This is a genomic window from Haloferax sp. s1 (assembly GCF_058382125.1).
This window is the reverse complement of sequence record NZ_JBZRPK010000706.1, coordinates 1-19,153: the sequence shown is the minus strand read 5'-3', so window position 1 is coordinate 19,153 and position 19,153 is coordinate 1. Positions and strand designations below refer to the sequence as shown.

The window sequence follows — 19,153 nt, the reverse complement described above, 5'->3', positions numbered from 1 at the left end:
CACCACCTCGGTGTTCGTCGGTGTGCTCTCTTCGTTCCTCGGGCCTACGCTTTTTTTCGTCCTCCTCGGCGGACTGACAGGGATGTTGGTTGGCAGTAACTTATTCGGTACTCCCCACGGTCCGGCTATCGGCGTTGTGGCTGGTGCCGCGGTTGTCGTCGCCGTTCGAGTACTTGCACAACTCGCCGTCGGATGGATCGTGGGCGGGCACCTCGTTTATCGTGTGTATCCCGACGCTGTCGTCGCCCACAACACACTAACCAGCGAGGCACAGTGGTCGATTCCCCGAGAAGACATATCCGACGTAACCATTGGCAACGGGTTCCTCGCCTCCAGACTCCCCGACTGGTTTGGGACAGTCCGCCTTGACCGGTATAACGGTGAGAGCCACAAGATTGCGTACCTCACGGATGTCGATGCGGTCGCGCGGCTGCTCGATGCCTGACCTCGCCCCGGTCGTTTCTCGGAACGACAGAAATCGAGTGGCTCTCCTACCGGGCAGGTGGTTAGCGACGACGCCAGAGCGACATGATAGCCCCGCCGCCCCCGATACTCATCCCTGAGAGCCCGTATTCCAGATTCTCGGCGTGGAGTTCGTGGGCCATTGCCGCCGTAATCATGCCTCCAGAGGCACCGATAGGGTGGCCAAACGCGATAGCCCCGCCCCGGGGATTCATCTTTTCACGGGGGATACCGACCCGCTCCATGACGTACACCGCTTGCGCAGCGAAGGCCTCGTTTATCCAGCAGGTCCCAATGTCGTCGACCGTGAGATCGTTCTCGGTGAGCACCGTCTCGACGACGTCACCGACCGCCTCGTTGAACTCGTCGGGGTCGCGATAGACGATGCGGTAGTCGACTAGTTCGGCCATCGGATCGACGCCCATCTCCTGAGCAGCGGCGTCGTCGGCCAGGAGCACGACGCCCGCGCCATCTGAGAGTTTCGAGGCGTTGGCGGCGGTGACGGTTCCGTCGTCACGGAACGCGCTGGGGAGGCTTGCGAGGTCGTCCATCGTCGAATCCGGCCGCGGTCCCCCATCACGTTCGACGCGGCCGTCTGGCGTCTCCACGGGGACGATTTCCTCGTCGAAATCACCAGCCTCGTTGGCTGCCGCGGCCCGCTTGTGGCTCTCGAGCGCGTAGCGGTCCTGTGCCTCCCGGGAGAGGTCGTACGTGTCGTCGTGCCGGTCGACGAGTCGTTCTGCGATCTCACCCATGTGCACATCGAGGTTCACGTCCCACAACGAGTCGAGAATCATCGAATCACGTATCGTGACGTCGCCGTGTCGTCGCCCCTTGCGGTAGTCGGGAAGTATCCACGGGGCGTTCGTCATCGACTCGAAGCCACCGGCGATGGCGAACGTAGCCCGTCCAGCACTAATCCGGTCGGCTGCGAGCGTGATGGCACGGACTCCAGACCCGGAGGCCTCGTTCAGCGTCGTGGTCTGCGTGTCGTTTGGGAGGGTCGACTCGACTACCACCTGTCTCCCTGGAACCTGCCCAATACCGGCTTGGATGGCATTGCCGAGCGAGACCCATTCAATCTCATCAGCAGGCACGCTGGTTCGGTCGAGCAAGCCGTCGATTGCCGTCCGTGCCAGTTCAACAGCCGCAACATCAGCGAGCGCTCCGAGCAGTGTTCCGTGAGGTGTCCGGACACCATCAATGAGGACGGTATTTGCCATACAGTCTTGTTGAAATTCCAACTACTTCATTTCTCGCCACCCACCTTCTTGCAAAGCGGGAATCCTTCCCTCTAGGGTAGGTGTGAATTCTACAACGATCACTTTCTGATATTATTTTATATAGACACATTATCTCGCTATCTGTTTGCACATGAGATGCTGTATTGTTCTACGCGACTACTATCGCCTCGTGGCCGTGACGATAGAGACAGTAGGCTGATTGGGTAGTGCTCAACCGACCTCTGAGTCACTCACGATGGGGACCGACTCCCTCGTCATCTCCTTTCAATAGAATTATATAGTTTTAGGCTAGCCTAAAAATAATGCGGCGAAGAACGTTTATCGCAAGCGGCGTGGGGACAACAACGGGGTTACTAACTGGCTGTCTCGGCGGCAACAGCGGCGAATCAGCCGATTCAACGAGTGGACTAGAAAACACAGCAGCCGAATCGACAGGCGGTTCATACACCGTCTCGATGGAGCCGATGGGTCCGGTAACGTTCGATGAACCTCCGGAAGACTGGGTGGCGCTACTGCCGAGTTACGCCGACATGGGAGTCGCCCTCGACGTGGGCCAAAGCCTCGGGATACAGTTGCCCTATCGATACGCCTCGCACTTCTACGAGGAGTTGCCAGGTGTGGAGTACGACCCAGATGAAGTGACGACGATCCATCAGGACGGGGTAGACAAAGAGCGCTTCTACGAGATGGACGCCGATATCCACTTCATGGAACCCAATCAGCTCATCTACTGGTACAATTGGGATGAAAGCGATGTGAAAGAGATTACGGACAAGGTCGGCCCCTTCTTCGGGAATTTCATCCGCCGCCGCAGCGATGGCTGGCACGACTATCCCTACTACTCGCTGTACACGGCCTTCGAGAAAGTCGCAAAGGTCTTCCAGCGCGAAAAGCGCTACCGACAGTTCAAGACGTTCCACGACGAGTTCCTCACCGACCTTCAGGAACGACTGCCCGAAGAACATCCCGAAGCGGTGTTGCTTTATCCGGCCGAAGAGTCGCCCGAGGCGTTCTATCCGTATCAGCTCTACGACGGTGGCGTTGGCAAGAAACAGTGGCGTGACCTGCGTCTCCGTGACGCCTTCGAGGGAACTGACGTTGGTCACTATGCTGGGGACACAAGCCTCAAAGTGGGATTCGAGACGCTTCTCAATATCGATCCCGATATGCTCCTCATCCGTGGCCAAGAGCAGAAAGACCGCGCGGAATTCGAAGAGACCATCGGCAGACACCTGGAAGACCACATGGTCGCGAGCAAACTGAGCGCCGTGCAGAACGGTGAGATTTACCAAGGTGGCTACCTCGATCAAGGCCCGATCATCAACCTCTTCCAGACTGAGCAGGTTGCACAGCAAATCTTCGACGACGAGTTTACCGAAGACCAGCTATTCGACCGCCAGCGCCTCGCCGACATTATCCTCGGGAACACTTGAGACCAACCGCTCCGGTAACTTGTCCGTGGTCATAACTTAGTAATTAAACCGATCCTAGTGTGCCAAGCATGCTATGGGACGCTCCAACTGACTACCTCATCAGATACTCCCCACATCTCTCAAGCGCAGCTACGCCCTGTGCCTCACCCTCCAACTGTGGCACACGCCGGAGCGGCAACGAAAACCGCTCCTCAATCTCTTCTACGCGCTTCCGATGTCGCTCAGCATCACGCTGACATCGTTCACAACGACACTCTTCGAAATTCTCGAAGACACGATTTACCACTACACAGTCGACCGAAACCGACGCTTCACCGAGTCTCTCAACTAACCGTTCAGCTTCAGCAATCGCCATCCGCTCTGGAGTGAGCACCACGCGAAAACTGGTCCGCGAAGGGTCACGCAACAACTCACCAACCGAACCCACACGCTCTTGCAGCGACACCATCTCGTCAGAGTTGCCACTTGCGCCCCAGTACGCCGCTGGCCCGAGGAACACGCTCTTGGCCGCCTGTGCAGTCCGTCGGACGCGTCGTTGAACGTCACCAGCAACACCGAGTGTCTCTCCGAGCACCTCAGGCAGGTCGAGTAGACGGAGTGTATGTCCAGTTGGCGCAGTATCGAACACGACGTGGTCGTACCCGGCGTCAGCGTAGCGGGCGATGTACTCCAGTGCGGCCACCTCGTCGCCACCGGGGACGAGTCCGGACTCGAATAGCCGCTCCAAATCGTCGTCCCCCAGCCGTAGCCCGGCGTCGCGAAACTCGTCGGCGAGAGCCTCGACGACACGCTGGTAGGCCTTCTGTCCGGTTTCGGAGTCAACTTCGATAGCACTCAACGAGTCAGTAATCTCCGTAGGCTCCCCACTAAGCCCACGTTCGAAAGCAGCGCCGAGTGAATGGGCAGGGTCGGTCGAGACGACGAGCGTCTTTCCCTCCCTCTGCTTCGAAAGTGCGAGGGCGTGCGCCGCCGCACAGGTCGTCTTTCCGACGCCACCTTTCCCACCGTACAGGATGATGTCGGTCTCGTTACCGTGCGGATGTTCTGTCTCGGTCATCGCACTGATGTAGGGTGCGTGACGTTACAAAACCGTGGGCGACCCTTCACACGACAATCGTCAATGCAACGCCGAGTACTAGCGGCGACGTGAATTCCGAACGTGCCGAAAGAAACGTGATACGGGAACGGATTTACCCATGTACGTCCACGCGGTCTCGCCCGTCGTGGCGACAACCGTTGGAGATACTTCAAAGTACGATACTTTAGAATCATTATCTGACTTCACAGAAGTACAGGGCAAATACCACAGGAGTTGACTCCGAGACACTTCACGGTACAGAACTCATCACCCTCAGACACCCTACGAGAGAGGGTATAGAACCGGATTCCAGTGAAACAGGGCCAATATTTGAATATAGTAATTCATATACAACTACCATATTCGTAATACGAATTTATATATTGTATATGTTTACAGTATTTGAATACAACCCACGGCACACATATGTCAGACAACCACAATCACTAGACTATGACGTTGTTACGTGGGGCTAATCCCTCCCGGTACCAGCGCATTCAAACACTGCTAGTTGCGGTTGGATTGTTCAGTTGTTCGGCTGTCTTTTTCACCGTCGTTTCGAGGGTCGACCTGCTCGTTGAAATTATCCGGTGGGAGTTTCTTGCTGTCGGCCTTCTTGCGCTAAGTGCTCTCATTGCTGTTCGTGATGGCGGGCTACGGAGAACGTGGCTGTTCGCTTTCGCCCTCGAAGCAGGGTTCGGAATTCATCTCGGTGGAGTCGGCATCACTGGAAAACCGCCAGGCCCACTCTTCCGAGTCGTATGGGCCGGCGTTGTCGGACTGATTGCCGCACTTATCCTCGGAACACTCGGTGGCTCACTCGGGCTTGGCGTAAAGCGTCTGTCCACTTCCTGAAAGCGTGGTTCACAGCTGCTTCAGTGCTCACGTACCGGGACCGACGCACCACTCGTTCACTATCTGGCGTGTTGGAGTCTGAGGAGTAGCAGGTTGCAACTCAGAATCGATACGCCATCATCACTTCGTCGACGTACTCGCCGTCGATCGTATAATGGTCTCTGCGAATCGCCTCAGTCTCCCAGCCATGCGCACCGAGGAATTCCATGGCACGGTCGTTCGTCATTGGAATGCTATTGTAGACCTTCCGATAGCCGTTTGCCTCAGCCCAATCGAGTCCTCGCTGCAGGAGTTGACTGCCGATACCGTGGCCGTGATACTCCTCTTTGACACCAACAGTCTGCTGTGCGGTCTCCTGAACCTTCGCTAACTGGGGGAGGTCGAGGTGCGTCCAGCCGACGACTTCGTCGTCAATTGCGGCGATGAAGAACACGCGAGACTTTATCTGATTATGGCGCGTGACTGTCTCCTCGTAGAGGAGTTGTTCGGCGATACTTTCGGCGACGACGTACGTCTCCTCCGCCGTGACGTCTCGAATGGTGTCGACGAGCCCCTGGAAATCCTGCTGGCGGGCGGGTCGGATAGTGACCACCCCTACGTCGGACTCGTACTCTTCGATCGCACCGACTTTGAGCGCTAACTGGAGCGTTCCACCGTCTTCTTCCAGGTACCCTCTCGACTTCAAGCGATCAAGCTCGACTTGGAATTCGTCGGACGAAACGGGAGCGATATCGAGGAGCACGTTCCGCTTCGCGGTCCCGTGTCGCTCAACGTACTCGTAAATCCGTTTGCTGGCCTCAGATTCGAACGTTGGGCGCTCGGTTGCTTGCATATTCCCCTGATGATTCGGGAACCATCCGTTTATTTCTTGCCCATCGTTACCGCGTGCCAAATATATGGGTGAGTGTATTCGCATAGATGGCTGTGACCGATTAGCTCAGTACGTCGAAGCCTTCCTCACGGAGTGCTGCTTCGAGACGGTCGCTGTGTTCGCCTTGGAGTTCGATAGTACCCGCATCGGAAATCGTCCCGCCAACTGCGAGGCGGCGCTTCAAGGTCGACGCGAGGGATTCCAGTTCTCCGCGCGGAAGGTCGAGTCCTTCGACAACGGTCATGGGTTTTCCGTACCTGCGGGTGTCGACGTGAATCGAGACGCGCTGCTGTGACCGTGTCAGGTCGTCCCCGATTCCGAGGTCGTCTGGTAAGCCAGTGATGTTGCTGCGTGTGTCCTTTGTCACATACATATGTCCGTCTCCGAACGACATGAGCCTGTAGTTGGAATATACCAAACTCGAGGCGCTAATCGAGCCGACGATTCCTTTCTTCGGCGGTGTCACACTGGAGGTCACTTCAGTGGTCGAGAGGTTCGAATCGGGAGAGTTGACTTACTGGAGGCCACACAGATATAACGTTACAACTGTAGTTTCCTCGCTAGCGGTTATCGCCGAATTCCAGTGTGTGAAGGCATGAATAGAGGCTTTACTCCGGAAACAGTGGGGTGCTATTAGACGAAACAAGGACATCGCTGCGGTGGCTGCGATACCCAGTTGCACATTTAGAGGACACTCTCGAAGGAGTGGCTGACTGATCCACCTCGGGGGGCGATTGGAGTGAGCCCGACTTCGGCCGGAGTGGGGAAGCCGGGCCGGAACGCGCCCAACTGAGCACCCACCGTTGTCGGTGATGCCAGTAAACCAACTGAGTGGTCCTCACGACGACTGACAGTAGACTTAATATGATTAATGATGACATATGACACACTATTACTACGATGACCGAAGAATGGCACCTTACAGGCGATTACGTTGAAGCATGCAACTGCGATATCGCGTGTCAGTGTATCTGGTTAGAACCACCTGACGGCGATGTTTGCACGGTTTCACTCGCGTGGGACATCCAAGACGGACACTATGGAGATGTCGACTTGGGCGGGTTGGCGGTAGGAATGCTCGTGTATACGGACGAGGGAGTCATGTTCGACCCCGATGTCGCGTGGCACATCGTGCTCCTCGTCGATGAGGACGCCGACGGCGAGCAACAAGCCGCACTCGAAGATATCTACCTCGGCCGGGCCGGAGGAATCTGGGCCGCCGTTGCCGACGCCCACGTCGAAAGCGCGGAGGTCACGAGTATCCCAATCACCTTCATCCGGGACGACGCCGATATCTCCGTCTCAATCGGTGATGTCGCCTCCATGGAAGTTGTCGGCATCCCCGGATTCAATGAGGAACTCGGGACCATCTCACCTCATCCACTCACGAAAAGCCGGGAGATGCAGACCGGGAAGTCGACGACAGCGACCGTGTCGTACGACGACGACTTCGCGTGGGACGTCTCCGGGAACAACTCGTACCTTGGGGATTTCGAGCTAGCGAACACCTGATACAGAACACCTGACGCATCTGCCAACCCACGCAATGCCCACGCGAACCTCGCTTCGAGACCAGTTCAGCCTTCGACAGATGCCGTTCGTCGCGCTCTTCACCTACGGAATCGCACTCCTCGCGTGGGTAGCAATCATGGCGCGATGGCTCCCGATGCCGGGGTCAGTATCGGGACTCCACATGTCCGACCCTGGAGCGCCAGAAGCGATGGCACTCTCGAATGGACTGACCGGTGTCAGCCTCTATCTGGTCATGTGGGGCGTGATGATGGTCGCAATGATGTACCCATCGTCGGTACCGCTGTTCCGACTCTACTACAAAACGATAGACGGGACGACCAAGGCAGGCAAGGCAGCACGCGTGAGTGCTTTCATGGGGACGTATGCACTCGTCTGGGCGCTTACCGGCATCATCCCACTCATCGTGAACGCCGTACTACCGATTGCGACCATCGCAAACCAGCACAGTACGCTTCTGTTCGGTGGAACGCTCGTGTTACTATCGGCGTATCAACTGTCTCCGTACAAGCACCGGTGTCTGAAATACTGCCGGACGCCACTCGGCTTTCTGATGGAATTTCACCAGCCAGGAATTCGCGGGGCAGCACGGATGAGTTTCCGATTCAGCGTCTTCTGTGTGGGATGCTGTTGGGCGTTGTTCGCCGTCATGGTAGTCGTCGGGTCGATGAACATCCTGTGGATGGCTGTTATCACGGTGCTGTTATCACTGGAGCGCGTAGTTAAATGGGGAGATAGATTAGCCAGAGGAGTCGGCGTGGCGGCCGGAGTCGGGGGTGGTGTCTTTATCCTGCTAGCAGTCGTGTGAGCGGGTATCTGTCGTATCACCCGTTGTTGCTCGCTTTTTCGGGGTTCCATCGCCCTCGTTCTCGGCTCTCAGATATCGTCCATCCGCGCGAAAAACATCTGGCCGCGGCTACATTTTTATGTTATCGTACCACACACTCTCTATGGACATCCGTGAGGCGACGACAGCGGACACCGACGGCATCCGAGAAGTTGCACACGACTCGCTTGTGGCGTCGTACGGCCACGCACTCGACGAAACGCTCATCGAGAGCTCGGTCGAGGAGTGGTACGGCGACGATGAACTCACAGCCGAACTCGACGACGATAACACACTCTTTCTCGTCTGTGACGATAGCGGCGACATCGTCGCGTTCTCACAGAGCTATCTCAGGGGCAAAGGAGACGTTACCGGTCAAATCAGTTGGTTACACGTCCACCCTGAGCACCGAGACCGCGGTATCGGGGCTCGGCTCCTTACCCGGACTGAAGAAGGTCTCGTCGACCACGGAGCCGCGCGTCTGACGGGAAAAGTCCTCGAACTCAACGAACTAGGGGCCGACTTCTACGAACACCACGGCTACGAGGAAGTCGATAGTCGTCGTATCGACCTCGGTTCGGAACAGTACGACGAACGAGTCTTCGAAAAGTTCCTCGGAACCGAAGACGAGGTCGCAGCCCCTCTCGACCCTCGTACGGTAGACAGCAGGACTGTCTACGTGGCATTCGACGAGAGCGACCGCGGCTCACAGGCACCGTTCTACGTCAGCTACGTCGACGAGGAACGCGCAAACCGGTACGGCTACTTCTGTGGCAACTGCGAGAGTTTCGAGGTGTCGATGGACTCGATGGGAAGAGTCATCTGTAACAACTGCGGGAATAAGCGCCGTCCCTCGCGCTGGGACTCGGCGTATCTCTAACCAATCGCCGTATCGGTTTCGCTGTTACAGGTTCACGTGTGTTCAGTACGTGGTAGATGGGGTAGAGAACCCAGTCTATTCTCCGCAGACACACTGAAACTAGTTTTTATGGAGTAGAAGATTGTACACCTAGCACAATCAATCGGAGGAATAACACAATATTGCATTGAGTTGTTCCGACAAGACAGTGTAGGGGGGTAGCGGCCACATTCCTTCATAGAGTACCGAAAATCGAGTTCCTTGAAGCCGCTTCTCTCGTAGGAAGGAATCACAACCAGGGCGTTGCCTTGCGTTTAGAACGTACATCAACTGGATTTGGTCGAACGAACTCATCTCAAGTGTCGAATCAACTCCCCCGGTGCAAATCGGGAACATCCATAACTCACGAGTTGGAAGTCGGACAAGAAACCAGAATTATATTGTATAATATAGAATATATTGTTCTTGAATTTCGATTAGAGAAACCGTAATTCGTTTCACATTGGCACCTCGGCCGGGGCATCAATAGTCTCAACGTGACCGTGAATTGTGATTCATGGTAGCACGCAACTATTAAGTAGATTGCCATAGTTGGATTTACTATGTCTTCGGGAATATCGATGGCTTGCGATTCAAGCCACTCGTCCCGGTGTTCGACCGTTCTTGAGCCTCTCGGTTCCATTTTTACGTTCTTTACATTTTTCACATATAAACTGGCGTAGACTACCACGGTGTGGGCAACCACCCACGCGCAGGTAGAAAACGCCAGTTGTGGTTTGACTCGGAAAGTTTCAACGACGAACTTCCGGATCAACTGACCCCAGCCACGAGGCGCTTGCACACTAACTACGACAACCATCCAACGACCAATATGAACGCACATAACAAACACACGTATCGTGACCAACAGACGGTAACCGCTGCACAGGCACAACAGATACCGAAGCCGGCGTCTGTAAACGTTGAAAGACGGTCCATCCGAGTGTCACTAGACCGTCTTTCTACGCATCGGTGCGATTACTGCGGAGAAGAGATTGAAGAAAAGACGCGGTATCGGAATGTCACCGTCCGTGATTCTAACGGCGAGATATCCGACTACGCCTTCTGTACCGAAGCGTGTTCGACCTCTTGTTTCGGTGGACGGTAGTAGCGTACCCTTTCGAGACGAAACCTGTCGACTAAGACATCGGTTCGCCACCGCTGCCAGATAGTCTGTGAGGGCTGTTTTCGCTTCAAAAAAGGTTGTCGAGTGTGACGTGTCTGGGGATGGGTACCTCGACAATGCGCACAACGACGCCTAACTCAGTTCAATGGCCGGAGAGAGCGGTCAGTTTCGCCCCACTCTGTGGTTGTTAGCAAAATCTGGCACCCACATCCTGAAGTTGTTCATTATACCGAGCGAGATTGATGAGCAACGGCGTTATTCCCTCAATTTCCGAAGCATTAGTTATCGGTCCCGCTTCATACGCGGTGATACCCTCAATTTCTTCTGCGAGTGACGCAACTCTTCCTCTTGCATCCGGGTCGTTACCGACGACTAGGGTGTCAACGTCGAGATCCGTCTCGAGGTCCGCGAGTTTCCCTGCCGGGAGGTTGTGAAAGGCACCGACGACTGGGGTCTCGTCCGGTGCTACGTCGGCAACTAACTCGGTGACGCTTCCTTCGTCCGGAGGCCGGTAATGAAAGCCAGTCTCATCTTTCGCAAGTCCGACAGCAGGTGTGACGAGCGTCGTCTCTTTCAGTTGCTCGGAGAGACCGCGAACCGTATCCCGGATATGAAACGGGGGAACTGCCAGTATCGCGATTTCAGCGGTACTCACAGCACGGTCATTAGATGCCCCAGAGATACTTTCAGTACTCCGGTAATCGATGATTTCACAGTATGCTGCCGCCGCGTCGACTGCTTTCTCCGCAGTTCGAGACCCGATGGTGAGCTCGTGGTCCGTATGCGCTCCGAGTCGAACTGCAATCCCCCGTCCGAAGTCTCCGGTACCGCCGACTATTGCGATTCGCATACACCGTCTTGTCATTAGAGAGGTAAATAACATTGTGAAAGAGCAACGTGGGCTGGTATCCTGTTCAAGCGCACCCGAAACCGGGAGATGCCCAGATTGGCGGGCTCTTAGCGGGACCCCCCGTATCTGATATTGATGTGTATCTCGTCGATTGTGGCCAGTAACTTATCCGGTAGTTCATCTTTCAAGAGACCTCCTTTAACCCGATTGGCGGGGCCAGAGATACTGATTCCACCGACCGGCATGCCCTCTTCGTCACGAATTGGAGCCCCAACTGCATTCAGTCCCTCAATCGATTCACCGAGGTTGAACGCGTATCCTCGTTCCCGAATCTCCGCTAACTCTTCGAAGAGCGCTTCTCTGTCAGTAATCGTCTGTCCAGTTGCTTCCACCAGCCCTTGCCGGTCGATGATTCCTTGGCTTTCTTCTTCGGGAAGATACGCCAGAATCGCCTTCCCGGCAGCGAGTTGGTGGAGATGCCGACGTTGGCCAACACGGGCAGACGTCTCTAACGGACTCGCACCCGAGGCTTTGTACAAGTGAACGCTATAGTCTCCCTCCTTCGCGACGAGCCAGACTTTCTCCCCGGTCTCTTCAGCTAAGCGGTCGACCTGTTTTCGGGCGACATCGAAAAACGAGATGCGGTCACGAGCGCTGATTCCGAAGTCTAAGAGCCAGAGGCTGAGATAGAACTGCCCGTTCTCTCTGAAGAGCAGGTCATTGTCCTCGAGAGTGAGGAGATGTCGATGGATAGTACTGCGAGCCATGTCGAGTTCCTCGGTGAGTTCATCGAGCGTGCGGCCCGGGTTGTCCTTTAGTCGTTGCAAGATTTGAATCGATGACTCCGTCGTGGTTACCGGACGATTCGAACGGGATTGTTTAGTCATATTTTATCATCGAAGTATCTACGATTTAGCTCTTGTCCCGAAAACGCGAGGCATATCTCAGTTGCTGAAATTTGCGTGGTTATATATTGGCCTTGCTGGTTGTGTACTGAACTTGCTAGTTATATACCGACCTTGCTGACCCGGCTAGTTGTATACCGACCGGGACAGACGGTCGTCACTCGACTGAGTTCCAGATAACGGGTGGGTGGCTGTTTGCGAACTATTCAGACAGTACTATTCCACCCAAACGGTCTTGCGATTGACGAACTCTCGAATACCGGGTCCGGAGAGTTCACGGCCGTATCCCGAGTCACCGATTCCGCCGAACGGAACACGAGGGTCAGATTTGGTCAGTTGGTTCACGTAGACGCATCCAGCGTCAATCCGATTCGCCAGACGTTCGCCACGTTCTCTATCAGCCGTCCAAATACTCGCCCCGAGACCGAATCGCGTGTCGTTGGCCACGTCGACTGCTTCCTCGGCATCACTAACTTTGTACACCGCTGCGACTGGCCCGAACAGTTCTTCCGTATCGGCTGGACACCCTGCGGGGATGTCCGTCAGCACCGTGGGAGGGTAATATGCGCCTGTACGGTCAAGCGGTTCACCACCCGTACGAACAGTTGCACCAGCTTCGACGCTGGCAGTCACTTGTTCGTGGAGGCCAGCCATCAGGTCTGGGTCCGCCTGTGGACCAATATCTGTTTCTGTGTCCATCGGGTCGCCAATCGTCTGGTCCGCAAAGGCACTCACGAGTCGGTCAACGTATGTCTCGTAGACCGCTTCGTGGACGATAAAGCGTTTCGCGGCGATACACGACTGCCCATTGTTCTGATTCCGGGCCAGAACACCGGTCTCGACGGCAGCATCGAGGTCGGCATCGTCGAGGACGATGAACGGGTCGCTTCCCCCGAGTTCAAGCACCGTTTTTTTCAGGTTTTTGCCAGCCGTCTCCGCGACCGCGCGTCCAGCAGGCCCACTTCCGGTAAGTGTCACAGCGCGGACTCGGTCATCTTCGATGACACTGTCGACCTTCTCAGACCCGACCATGAGGCTTTGGAAGGCCCCTTCCGGGTAGCCCGCTTCGAGAAAGACCTCTTCGAGCGCCTGTGCACATCCCGGGACGTTCGAGGCGTGTTTGAGCAACCCAACGTTACCAGCAGTGATGTACGGAGCGGCGAATCGAATGACCTGCCAGAACGGGTAATTCCACGGCATCACCGCCAGTACCGGACCAAGCGGTTCGTGGACGGTCTTTACTTTCGTTCCGGGCGGACTCGGGTGGTGCTCCGGTTCGAGATAGGCACTCGCATATTCAGCATAGTGGTCACACGCCCACGCACATTTCTGTACTTCCGCACGTGCCTGGGAGATGGGTTTTCCCATCTCACGAGTCATCAACGTCGCATACCGCTCTTCGTTCTCGCGAAGTACGTCGCCAGCAGCGGCGAGGAGTTCCTCTCGCTCACGAAGCGGTCGTTCGCGCCACTCAACGAACGTTTCAGCGGCGGTTTCGAGCTTTGACTCGACCACCGCTGTACTGTCCGCTTCGTACGTCCCGATTCGCTCTCCCGTCGCAGGATTAACGGAGTCCATCAGCTATGACATATAACTCCGAAACAATAGGTATTATCCTGAATGTACCGTGTTGCCGAAAACATCCAGAGGAACAACGGACAACCACCCAGCTATATCCCCGGCATACACCCGAGACAGGATAGCGTCATGAATCCGAGTTACTCGGATACGACTGTCCACCGTGGACCTCGTCGGTAGACGAAATCCAGCAGGACCGGCGTTACACACGTAGAACTGTAACGTGTGTGAGTCACTCGGATACTCCTTTCGCGGTTTCGTCCGGAGTGAAGCTCTCTTCTTGTGTATGAAGTAGAGATATCACTGAACATATAGTAGCGTTTGTAACTGGTGACACATACGATTGCACGACAGCGGTCGAACGAGTGTGCACTGACTTGCAAACGCTACTATAGTTTCCAATACTGGGCTGGCTCTTAACCCCGCAGGAAATCCAGATACCCATCGTCGTGTGTCCGGCTCAAATACTTCTGTATCCAAGTAACTCGTATTAGTCTACTCCGAACTAGTGTATGAGGTGTTGATATAGGAAAGGGATAGAACGGCAACATACAGAACATCTATTGTTTAAGCTCCCAATATGGTGAAGAAATTATACAAATAATCGCTATTCATGCATGATTCAAAATCCGAGAGATTCGTACAGAGGTCGATTCTTCCACTGCCGAATCGACCCAGAACGTACCGGGTACCTGTCGCAGCAGAACACTTTTACTTGGTGGCTGAAAGTTTGCAGACGCTACCATGGCATGTAGTGTACAGCCCAACGACCAGCCTTGGGTGCAGCAAGCATCTGGTCTCCAAGGTTATTCTCCGAGTGTGAAGCTCGCTGCGAAACCCTTGGAGAAGGGCGAACTGACACAGAGACCGCTAAATCGCATCTGTATGGACCACATGAGAAAACTGGACGTGAATACCGGGAAGCAAACCAATGAGTAAGTACGCACCACGTGTCGAGAAGATGGATATCAGCGGGATTAGGGAAGTATTCGAGGGCGCAAGCGAGGGCGATATTAACCTCGGCATCGGCCAACCCGATTTCCCTACCCCGGAGCATATTCGGGACGCTGCACTGTCCGCAGTCGAAGAGGGGTTAGTCGATTCGTACACGGCCAACAAGGGGATACGAGGCCTGCGAGAAGCCATCAGCGAAAAGTACGAACGGGACAACGGGCTTTCCATTGAGCCTGATAACGTCATCGCGACATCCGGTGCTAGTGAGGCACTTCATATCGCTATTGAAGCGCACGTCAGGCAGGGTGGCGAGGTTGTCATCCCCGACCCGGGATTCGTCGCGTACGAGCAACTTGCAGTACTTGCGGGAGGAACGCCCAAACCAGTCGAACTGCGGGACGACTTAACTCTCGACCCGGCGACAGTCGAAGACGCAATCACCGAGAATACAGACCTCTTCATCGTCAACAGCCCGGCGAATCCGACCGGAGCGGTGCAGTCGAAGGCAGACATGCGCGAGTTTGCGCGCATCGCCGACGAGTACGACGTAGTGTGTCTCTTAGATGAAGTCTACGAGCACATCGTGTTCGAAGGCGAACACCATTCTCCGATGGAGTTTTCGACGACCGACAACGTCGTACAAGTGAACGCGTGTTCGAAGTCGTACTCGATGACGGGGTGGCGACTCGGATGGGTGACTGCAAGCAACGACCGAATAGAGCGGATGTTGCGTGTCCATCAGTACGTTCAGGCTTGCGCAAGTGCGCCAGCCCAATACGCCGCCGAAGCCGCCCTCAAAGGACCACAGGAACCCATCGAGGAGATGGTCTCTGCGTTCGAAACCCGTCGAGACGTTCTCTTAGATGGGTTAGACGATATTGGACTAGAAACGCCTCGACCGGAAGGGGCCTTCTATGCGATGCCAGAAGTCCCCGAGGGGTGGGCCGCGGACGTACTGGAAAACGGCGTCATCGTCGTTCCCGGAGAGGTATTCGGGGAACGTGGAGCGGGCTATGCCCGGATTTCCTACGCAACAAACGTGGAAGCGTTGAAGGAGGCGCTGGAAATCATGAAGTCCGTCACACGAGCGACCCCCTAAAACCACGCTTTACGTCCACTGTTTTCTCACGCTGACGACACACAGCTTCAACCTTGGAAGCATCGAACTGTGTCCCAGTATCTCTTAGCAGCGGTAATCAAGCAACGAACATCCAACATCCACAACCTTCAGAAAAGTTTATTAAGATATTCGTGTTGTGTGATGTTGTATGTCACGTGACACGTGGGCAAGCCGCATAGGCTTCATACTCGCAGCGGTGGGAAGCGCGGTTGGACTCGGGAACATCTGGCGATTCCCGTGGATGACCGCGCAGAATGGTGGCAGCGCCTTCCTCGTAACCTATCTGTTCATCGTTATAGGAGTCGGAGTTCCCGGTCTACTAGCGACACTCGTGATTGGCAGGCGCTCGAATCGGAATCCGGTCGGTGCATTCAAAGCACTCAAGGGTTCACGAGGGTGGGTGCTACTCGGCGGAATCTGTGTCCTCACATCGGTTGTACTGATTTCGTTCTACAGTGTCGTTGGTGGGTGGATTCTCCGGTACTTCATAGAGAGTTTCACAGGCGCGTATTTCGCCAATCCCGGTGCCCACTTCGAGGCGGTCAACTACGGGATAGGTGCGTTCCAGTATCAGGTGCTGTTCCTCATCATAACTGCACTCATCGTGATGGTCGGTGTAAGAGAGGGCATCGAAACAACGACGAAAATAATGATGCCCGGTGTCGCAATTCTCCTCAGCGTCATGGCAATCTGGGCGTTCCGCCAACCAAACGCAGCACAGGGATACCAGTTCTATCTCTCGTTCGACGGACAGTATCTCTCAAAGAACTTCCTCTCCGTCGTCAGTTCGGCAGCCGGACAAGCATTATTCACCCTCTCGATTGGTGGCGGGACGATGCTTACCTACGCATCCTATATCGAGGAGGACAGGTCGCTCCCATTTGACGCCTCAACAATCGCAATCCTCAACCTCGGAATCGGTGTCCTCGCTGGTCTCGTCGTCTTCCCGCTCCTCTTTTCGTATGCAGACGGCCCGACAGGCGGTGGTCCGGGAGCGCTCTTCGTCAGTATCGCTGGTGCATTCGCAAACCTCCCCGCTGGTGAGCTCCTTGGAGCGACCTTCTTCCTCGTCGTACTACTGGCCGCCATTACCAGTTCGATTAGTATGCTCGAAATTCCCGTGTCCTTCCTCGTCGACGAATTTGGGCTTAAACGCTCGCGGGTTACGCGGGGTCTCTTCGTTATCGTCGTCGCGACGGGCGCGCCCAACGCATTTAATGCAGCTGTGTTCAGCTTCGTTGCAGGTCATCTCGTGAGCCTCCTCATGACGCTCGGTCTAATCGGGTTTATGTTCTATGCAGCGTGGGTACTTGGACCAGACGCCGTCGAAGAATACCTCAAAGGAGCAGGTTCCCTCTCTCGTCCGTTCGCGGGGGTTTGGCGATACGCCATCGGGTCGGTGTTCCCGGTATTCCTACTCTTTTCTTTCTACACCGATAGCCTGAGTCTCGCGGGCTACTCGGTCGATTCGATGGAAGTACTCGCCGTCACGCTTCTGACTGCGATTCCATTTGTCGTGCTCGTCCACTGGTCAGAGCGTGAGACACCGTCCAAGACCACCCAAAGCATGGACTAGACGATTCACCCCTCTCATACCCTGTCGAAAAACGAGAGAAACAGAACTTCCGGATGACCCGATGGTCCTGAGAATCACAGCTCTCAGGAAGCGGGTTAGTATTCTCGCCCAACGAATAAGAAATAATTAACAAACTATGAATCCACACTAAGATGTATGAAACGCCAATTGATAGTAGAGTATTTTCTCAGAGTCCCTACAGAGTATTGGCTATGAGTACGTCATCATCGATCATTGTGATTAATTCTCACAGAACTATTAAGTCATCACCTCACAATTGGTGTAAATATGGTGACCGTCAGTGAACCAGAGATTCGCGCGGCAATCGAGCCAGTTCGGCATCTGGATGCCATTTTTAGCGCGATTTTTCTCCTTACATTTAAACTGACAGCAGTCGTTCCGATGCGAGGCCGCGCATGGCCTCGCACCGGACACATCCTCTGGAAATAACTCACAAGCTCCCGTTCCCAGCGGTCCTGTGGGTGCCCAGACCGGCCGTGGTACAGACGACAGACTAACCACCGGTATATCGACCACCACCAATGAGCGCACAAAAGGAACTCGACCAGCAAGACACCAGCAGTCCAGTGCCGACGGATGAGCAGCCAGTTCAGATACTAGATAAAGACGGCAACGTGCGACCGAACGCGACGGTGCCAGACCTCTCAGACGAAGAGCTAGTTTCGATGTACGAGGACATCAAACTCGCCCGTCGGTTCGACCAACGCGCAATCAGCTTCCAGCGCCAAGGACGAATCGCGACGTATGCACCCATGACGGGGCAAGAGGGGGCGCAAGTCGCAACGAGCTATGCGCTGAACGACCAGGACTGGCTATTCCCGACGTACCGTGAGCACGCGGCGAAGTACGTTCACGGCGTTCGGTTGGCTTCGCTTCTGAAGCCCCTCCGTGGGATTCGAGAAGGCTATGCAGTTCCTGACGGCGTCAACGTCATGCCGGAATACATCCCCATCGCAACGCAGGTGCCGCAAGCGATGGGAATGGCCTGGGGGCACAAGTTGCAGGAGAAAACGGACCGCGCCGTGCTCTGTCACCTCGGGGATGGAGCGACCTCCGAAGGCGACTTCCACGAGGGGCTGAACTTCGCTGGTGTCTTCGACGTTCCGGCGGTCTTCGTCTGCAACAACAACCAGTGGGCGATTTCCGTCCCCCGAGAGCGCCAAACGGCGAGCGAGACCATCGCGCAGAAGGCACAGGCGTACGGTATCGAAAGTGTCCGCGTGGACGGACTCGACCCGCTTGCGGTCTATCAGGTCACGAACGAGGCGCTCAACAAGGCGAAGAATCCGGCGAGAGACGAACGTCGCCCGACGCTCATCGAGGCGGTGCTGTACCGCTACGGTGCCCATACGACAGCAGATGACCCATCTGTGTACCGGGACGGAGACGAAGCGGACGAATGGAAAGAAAAGGACCCGGTTGACCGGTTACAGAAGTACCTGTACAAGGAGGGAATCCTCGACGAGCGTCTCGAAGCCGAACTGGATGACCGCATCGAAGCAAAGATCAGTGATGCGATAGCGGAGGCTGAACGCGCAGAAGCCGACCCCAACCAGATATTCGAATACGTCTACGACGAAATGCCCGACCGGCTTCGGGAGCAGCAGGAGGAACTCAATGCCCTCCGCGAAAAGTACGGTGACGAACCCTTCAACGGGGTGCTAGAATGAGTTCGACGACGGCACCAGATGCCGAGTCCCCGATCGACCAGTTAAACCTCGTCGAGGCGGTTTGTGATGGTCTCTACACCGAGATGTCCCAAAACGAGGATGTCGTCGTGTTGGGTGAAGACGTGGGGAAAAACGGCGGCGTCTTCCGTGCTACTG

Annotated in this window: 16 protein-coding genes and 2 pseudogenes; 11 read left to right on the top strand and 7 right to left on the bottom strand. The window is 55.4% G+C overall.

What is annotated here, in order from left to right:
- Window positions 1-445 (top strand): annotated as a pseudogene (locus QT222_RS19490) (DUF6498-containing protein); the annotation flags it as partial.
- A 61-nt stretch (window positions 446-506) separates the two neighbouring features.
- Here the strand turns inward: QT222_RS19490 and QT222_RS19485 are convergent.
- Window positions 507-1,685, bottom strand: coding sequence for a thiolase family protein (locus QT222_RS19485; protein ID WP_491478116.1), 1,179 nt, complete (start codon window positions 1,683-1,685; stop codon window positions 507-509).
- A 323-nt stretch (window positions 1,686-2,008) separates the two neighbouring features.
- Between QT222_RS19485 and QT222_RS19480 the strand changes: the two genes are divergently transcribed.
- Window positions 2,009-3,139 carry an ABC transporter substrate-binding protein gene (locus QT222_RS19480; protein ID WP_491478115.1) on the top strand — a complete coding sequence of 377 codons (1,131 nt, stop codon included), beginning with the start codon at window positions 2,009-2,011 and terminating at the stop codon, window positions 3,137-3,139.
- Window positions 3,140-3,230: 91 nt separating this feature from the next.
- On the opposite strand, the gene QT222_RS19475 is transcribed toward QT222_RS19480, so the two are convergent.
- On the bottom strand, window positions 3,231-4,196 hold the full coding sequence (locus tag QT222_RS19475; protein WP_491478114.1) for an ArsA family ATPase: 966 nt from the start codon (window positions 4,194-4,196) through the stop codon (window positions 3,231-3,233).
- 474 nt (window positions 4,197-4,670) lie between these two features.
- On the opposite strand from QT222_RS19475, the gene QT222_RS19470 reads away from it, so the two are divergent.
- Window positions 4,671-5,072: a hypothetical protein gene (locus tag QT222_RS19470; RefSeq protein ID WP_004061066.1), complete on the top strand. Its 402-nt coding sequence runs from the start codon at window positions 4,671-4,673 to the stop codon at window positions 5,070-5,072.
- A gap of 100 nt (window positions 5,073-5,172) precedes the next feature.
- On the opposite strand, the gene QT222_RS19465 is transcribed toward QT222_RS19470, so the two are convergent.
- Complete coding sequence (locus tag QT222_RS19465) at window positions 5,173-5,904, bottom strand: GNAT family N-acetyltransferase (protein WP_004061067.1); 732 nt, start codon at window positions 5,902-5,904, stop codon at window positions 5,173-5,175.
- Between the two features lie 100 nt (window positions 5,905-6,004).
- Complete coding sequence (yciH, locus tag QT222_RS19460) at window positions 6,005-6,310, bottom strand: stress response translation initiation inhibitor YciH (protein ID WP_491478113.1); 306 nt, start codon at window positions 6,308-6,310, stop codon at window positions 6,005-6,007.
- 533 nt (window positions 6,311-6,843) lie between these two features.
- On the opposite strand from yciH, the gene QT222_RS19455 reads away from it, so the two are divergent.
- The 4 genes from QT222_RS19455 (at window position 6,844) to QT222_RS19440 (ending at window position 10,305) form a co-directional block, all read left to right on the top strand.
- A complete protein-coding gene (locus QT222_RS19455; RefSeq protein ID WP_014732733.1) occupies window positions 6,844-7,455 on the top strand; it encodes a DUF1326 domain-containing protein in 612 nt (203 codons plus the stop codon).
- Between the two features lie 34 nt (window positions 7,456-7,489).
- Window positions 7,490-8,281: a DUF2182 domain-containing protein gene (locus QT222_RS19450; RefSeq protein WP_014732732.1), complete on the top strand. Its 792-nt coding sequence runs from the start codon at window positions 7,490-7,492 to the stop codon at window positions 8,279-8,281.
- A gap of 142 nt (window positions 8,282-8,423) precedes the next feature.
- Window positions 8,424-9,179, top strand: coding sequence for a GNAT family N-acetyltransferase (locus tag QT222_RS19445; RefSeq protein WP_004061071.1), 756 nt, complete (start codon window positions 8,424-8,426; stop codon window positions 9,177-9,179).
- Between the two features lie 850 nt (window positions 9,180-10,029).
- Window positions 10,030-10,305 carry a DUF7576 family protein gene (locus tag QT222_RS19440; RefSeq protein WP_014732731.1) on the top strand — a complete coding sequence of 92 codons (276 nt, stop codon included), beginning with the start codon at window positions 10,030-10,032 and terminating at the stop codon, window positions 10,303-10,305.
- 205 nt (window positions 10,306-10,510) lie between these two features.
- On the opposite strand, the gene npdG is transcribed toward QT222_RS19440, so the two are convergent.
- From npdG to QT222_RS19425, 3 genes are all read right to left on the bottom strand, one after another.
- The gene (gene npdG / locus QT222_RS19435; RefSeq protein ID WP_491478112.1) at window positions 10,511-11,173 is read right to left on the bottom strand and encodes an NADPH-dependent F420 reductase; all 663 of its coding nucleotides are present in this window, start codon (window positions 11,171-11,173) and stop codon (window positions 10,511-10,513) included.
- A 107-nt stretch (window positions 11,174-11,280) separates the two neighbouring features.
- On the bottom strand, window positions 11,281-12,060 hold the full coding sequence (locus QT222_RS19430) for an IclR family transcriptional regulator (protein ID WP_014732730.1): 780 nt from the start codon (window positions 12,058-12,060) through the stop codon (window positions 11,281-11,283).
- Between the two features lie 234 nt (window positions 12,061-12,294).
- On the bottom strand, window positions 12,295-13,656 hold the full coding sequence (locus QT222_RS19425; RefSeq protein ID WP_004061074.1) for an NAD-dependent succinate-semialdehyde dehydrogenase: 1,362 nt from the start codon (window positions 13,654-13,656) through the stop codon (window positions 12,295-12,297).
- Window positions 13,657-14,587: 931 nt separating this feature from the next.
- On the opposite strand from QT222_RS19425, the gene QT222_RS19420 reads away from it, so the two are divergent.
- From QT222_RS19420 to QT222_RS19405, 4 genes and pseudogenes are all read left to right on the top strand, one after another.
- Window positions 14,588-15,709: a pyridoxal phosphate-dependent aminotransferase gene (locus QT222_RS19420; protein WP_004061075.1), complete on the top strand. Its 1,122-nt coding sequence runs from the start codon at window positions 14,588-14,590 to the stop codon at window positions 15,707-15,709.
- Between the two features lie 169 nt (window positions 15,710-15,878).
- Window positions 15,879-17,306: a sodium-dependent transporter gene (locus tag QT222_RS19415; RefSeq protein ID WP_014732729.1), complete on the top strand. Its 1,428-nt coding sequence runs from the start codon at window positions 15,879-15,881 to the stop codon at window positions 17,304-17,306.
- Window positions 17,307-17,848: 542 nt separating this feature from the next.
- Entirely contained in the window at window positions 17,849-18,997 is a 1,149-nt protein-coding gene (gene pdhA / locus QT222_RS19410) for a pyruvate dehydrogenase (acetyl-transferring) E1 component subunit alpha (RefSeq protein ID WP_004061077.1), read from the top strand.
- Window positions 18,994-19,153 (top strand): annotated as a pseudogene (locus tag QT222_RS19405) (alpha-ketoacid dehydrogenase subunit beta); the annotation flags it as partial. The gene pdhA and the pseudogene QT222_RS19405, both read left to right, overlap by 4 nt.

Bases quoted from the DNA above. Each gene is read 5' to 3' on its own strand.
- QT222_RS19470 (WP_004061066.1), top strand. From the start codon at position 4,671: ATGACGTTGTTACGTGGGGCTAATCCCTCCCGGTACCAGCGCATTCAA.
- QT222_RS19415 (WP_014732729.1), top strand. From the start codon at position 15,879: ATGTCACGTGACACGTGGGCAAGCCGCATAGGCTTCATACTCGCAGCG.
- QT222_RS19425 (WP_004061074.1), bottom strand. From the start codon at position 13,656: ATGGACTCCGTTAATCCTGCGACGGGAGAGCGAATCGGGACGTACGAA.
- QT222_RS19455 (WP_014732733.1), top strand. From the start codon at position 6,844: ATGACCGAAGAATGGCACCTTACAGGCGATTACGTTGAAGCATGCAAC.
- npdG (WP_491478112.1), bottom strand. From the start codon at position 11,173: ATGCGAATCGCAATAGTCGGCGGTACCGGAGACTTCGGACGGGGGATT.
- QT222_RS19485 (WP_491478116.1), bottom strand. From the start codon at position 1,685: ATGGCAAATACCGTCCTCATTGATGGTGTCCGGACACCTCACGGAACA.
- QT222_RS19430 (WP_014732730.1), bottom strand. From the start codon at position 12,060: ATGACTAAACAATCCCGTTCGAATCGTCCGGTAACCACGACGGAGTCA.
- QT222_RS19440 (WP_014732731.1), top strand. From the start codon at position 10,030: ATGAACGCACATAACAAACACACGTATCGTGACCAACAGACGGTAACC.
- pdhA (WP_004061077.1), top strand. From the start codon at position 17,849: ATGAGCGCACAAAAGGAACTCGACCAGCAAGACACCAGCAGTCCAGTG.
- QT222_RS19475 (WP_491478114.1), bottom strand. From the start codon at position 4,196: ATGACCGAGACAGAACATCCGCACGGTAACGAGACCGACATCATCCTG.
- QT222_RS19420 (WP_004061075.1), top strand. From the start codon at position 14,588: ATGAGTAAGTACGCACCACGTGTCGAGAAGATGGATATCAGCGGGATT.
- QT222_RS19480 (WP_491478115.1), top strand. From the start codon at position 2,009: ATGCGGCGAAGAACGTTTATCGCAAGCGGCGTGGGGACAACAACGGGG.
- QT222_RS19450 (WP_014732732.1), top strand. From the start codon at position 7,490: ATGCCCACGCGAACCTCGCTTCGAGACCAGTTCAGCCTTCGACAGATG.
- QT222_RS19465 (WP_004061067.1), bottom strand. From the start codon at position 5,904: ATGCAAGCAACCGAGCGCCCAACGTTCGAATCTGAGGCCAGCAAACGG.
- QT222_RS19445 (WP_004061071.1), top strand. From the start codon at position 8,424: ATGGACATCCGTGAGGCGACGACAGCGGACACCGACGGCATCCGAGAA.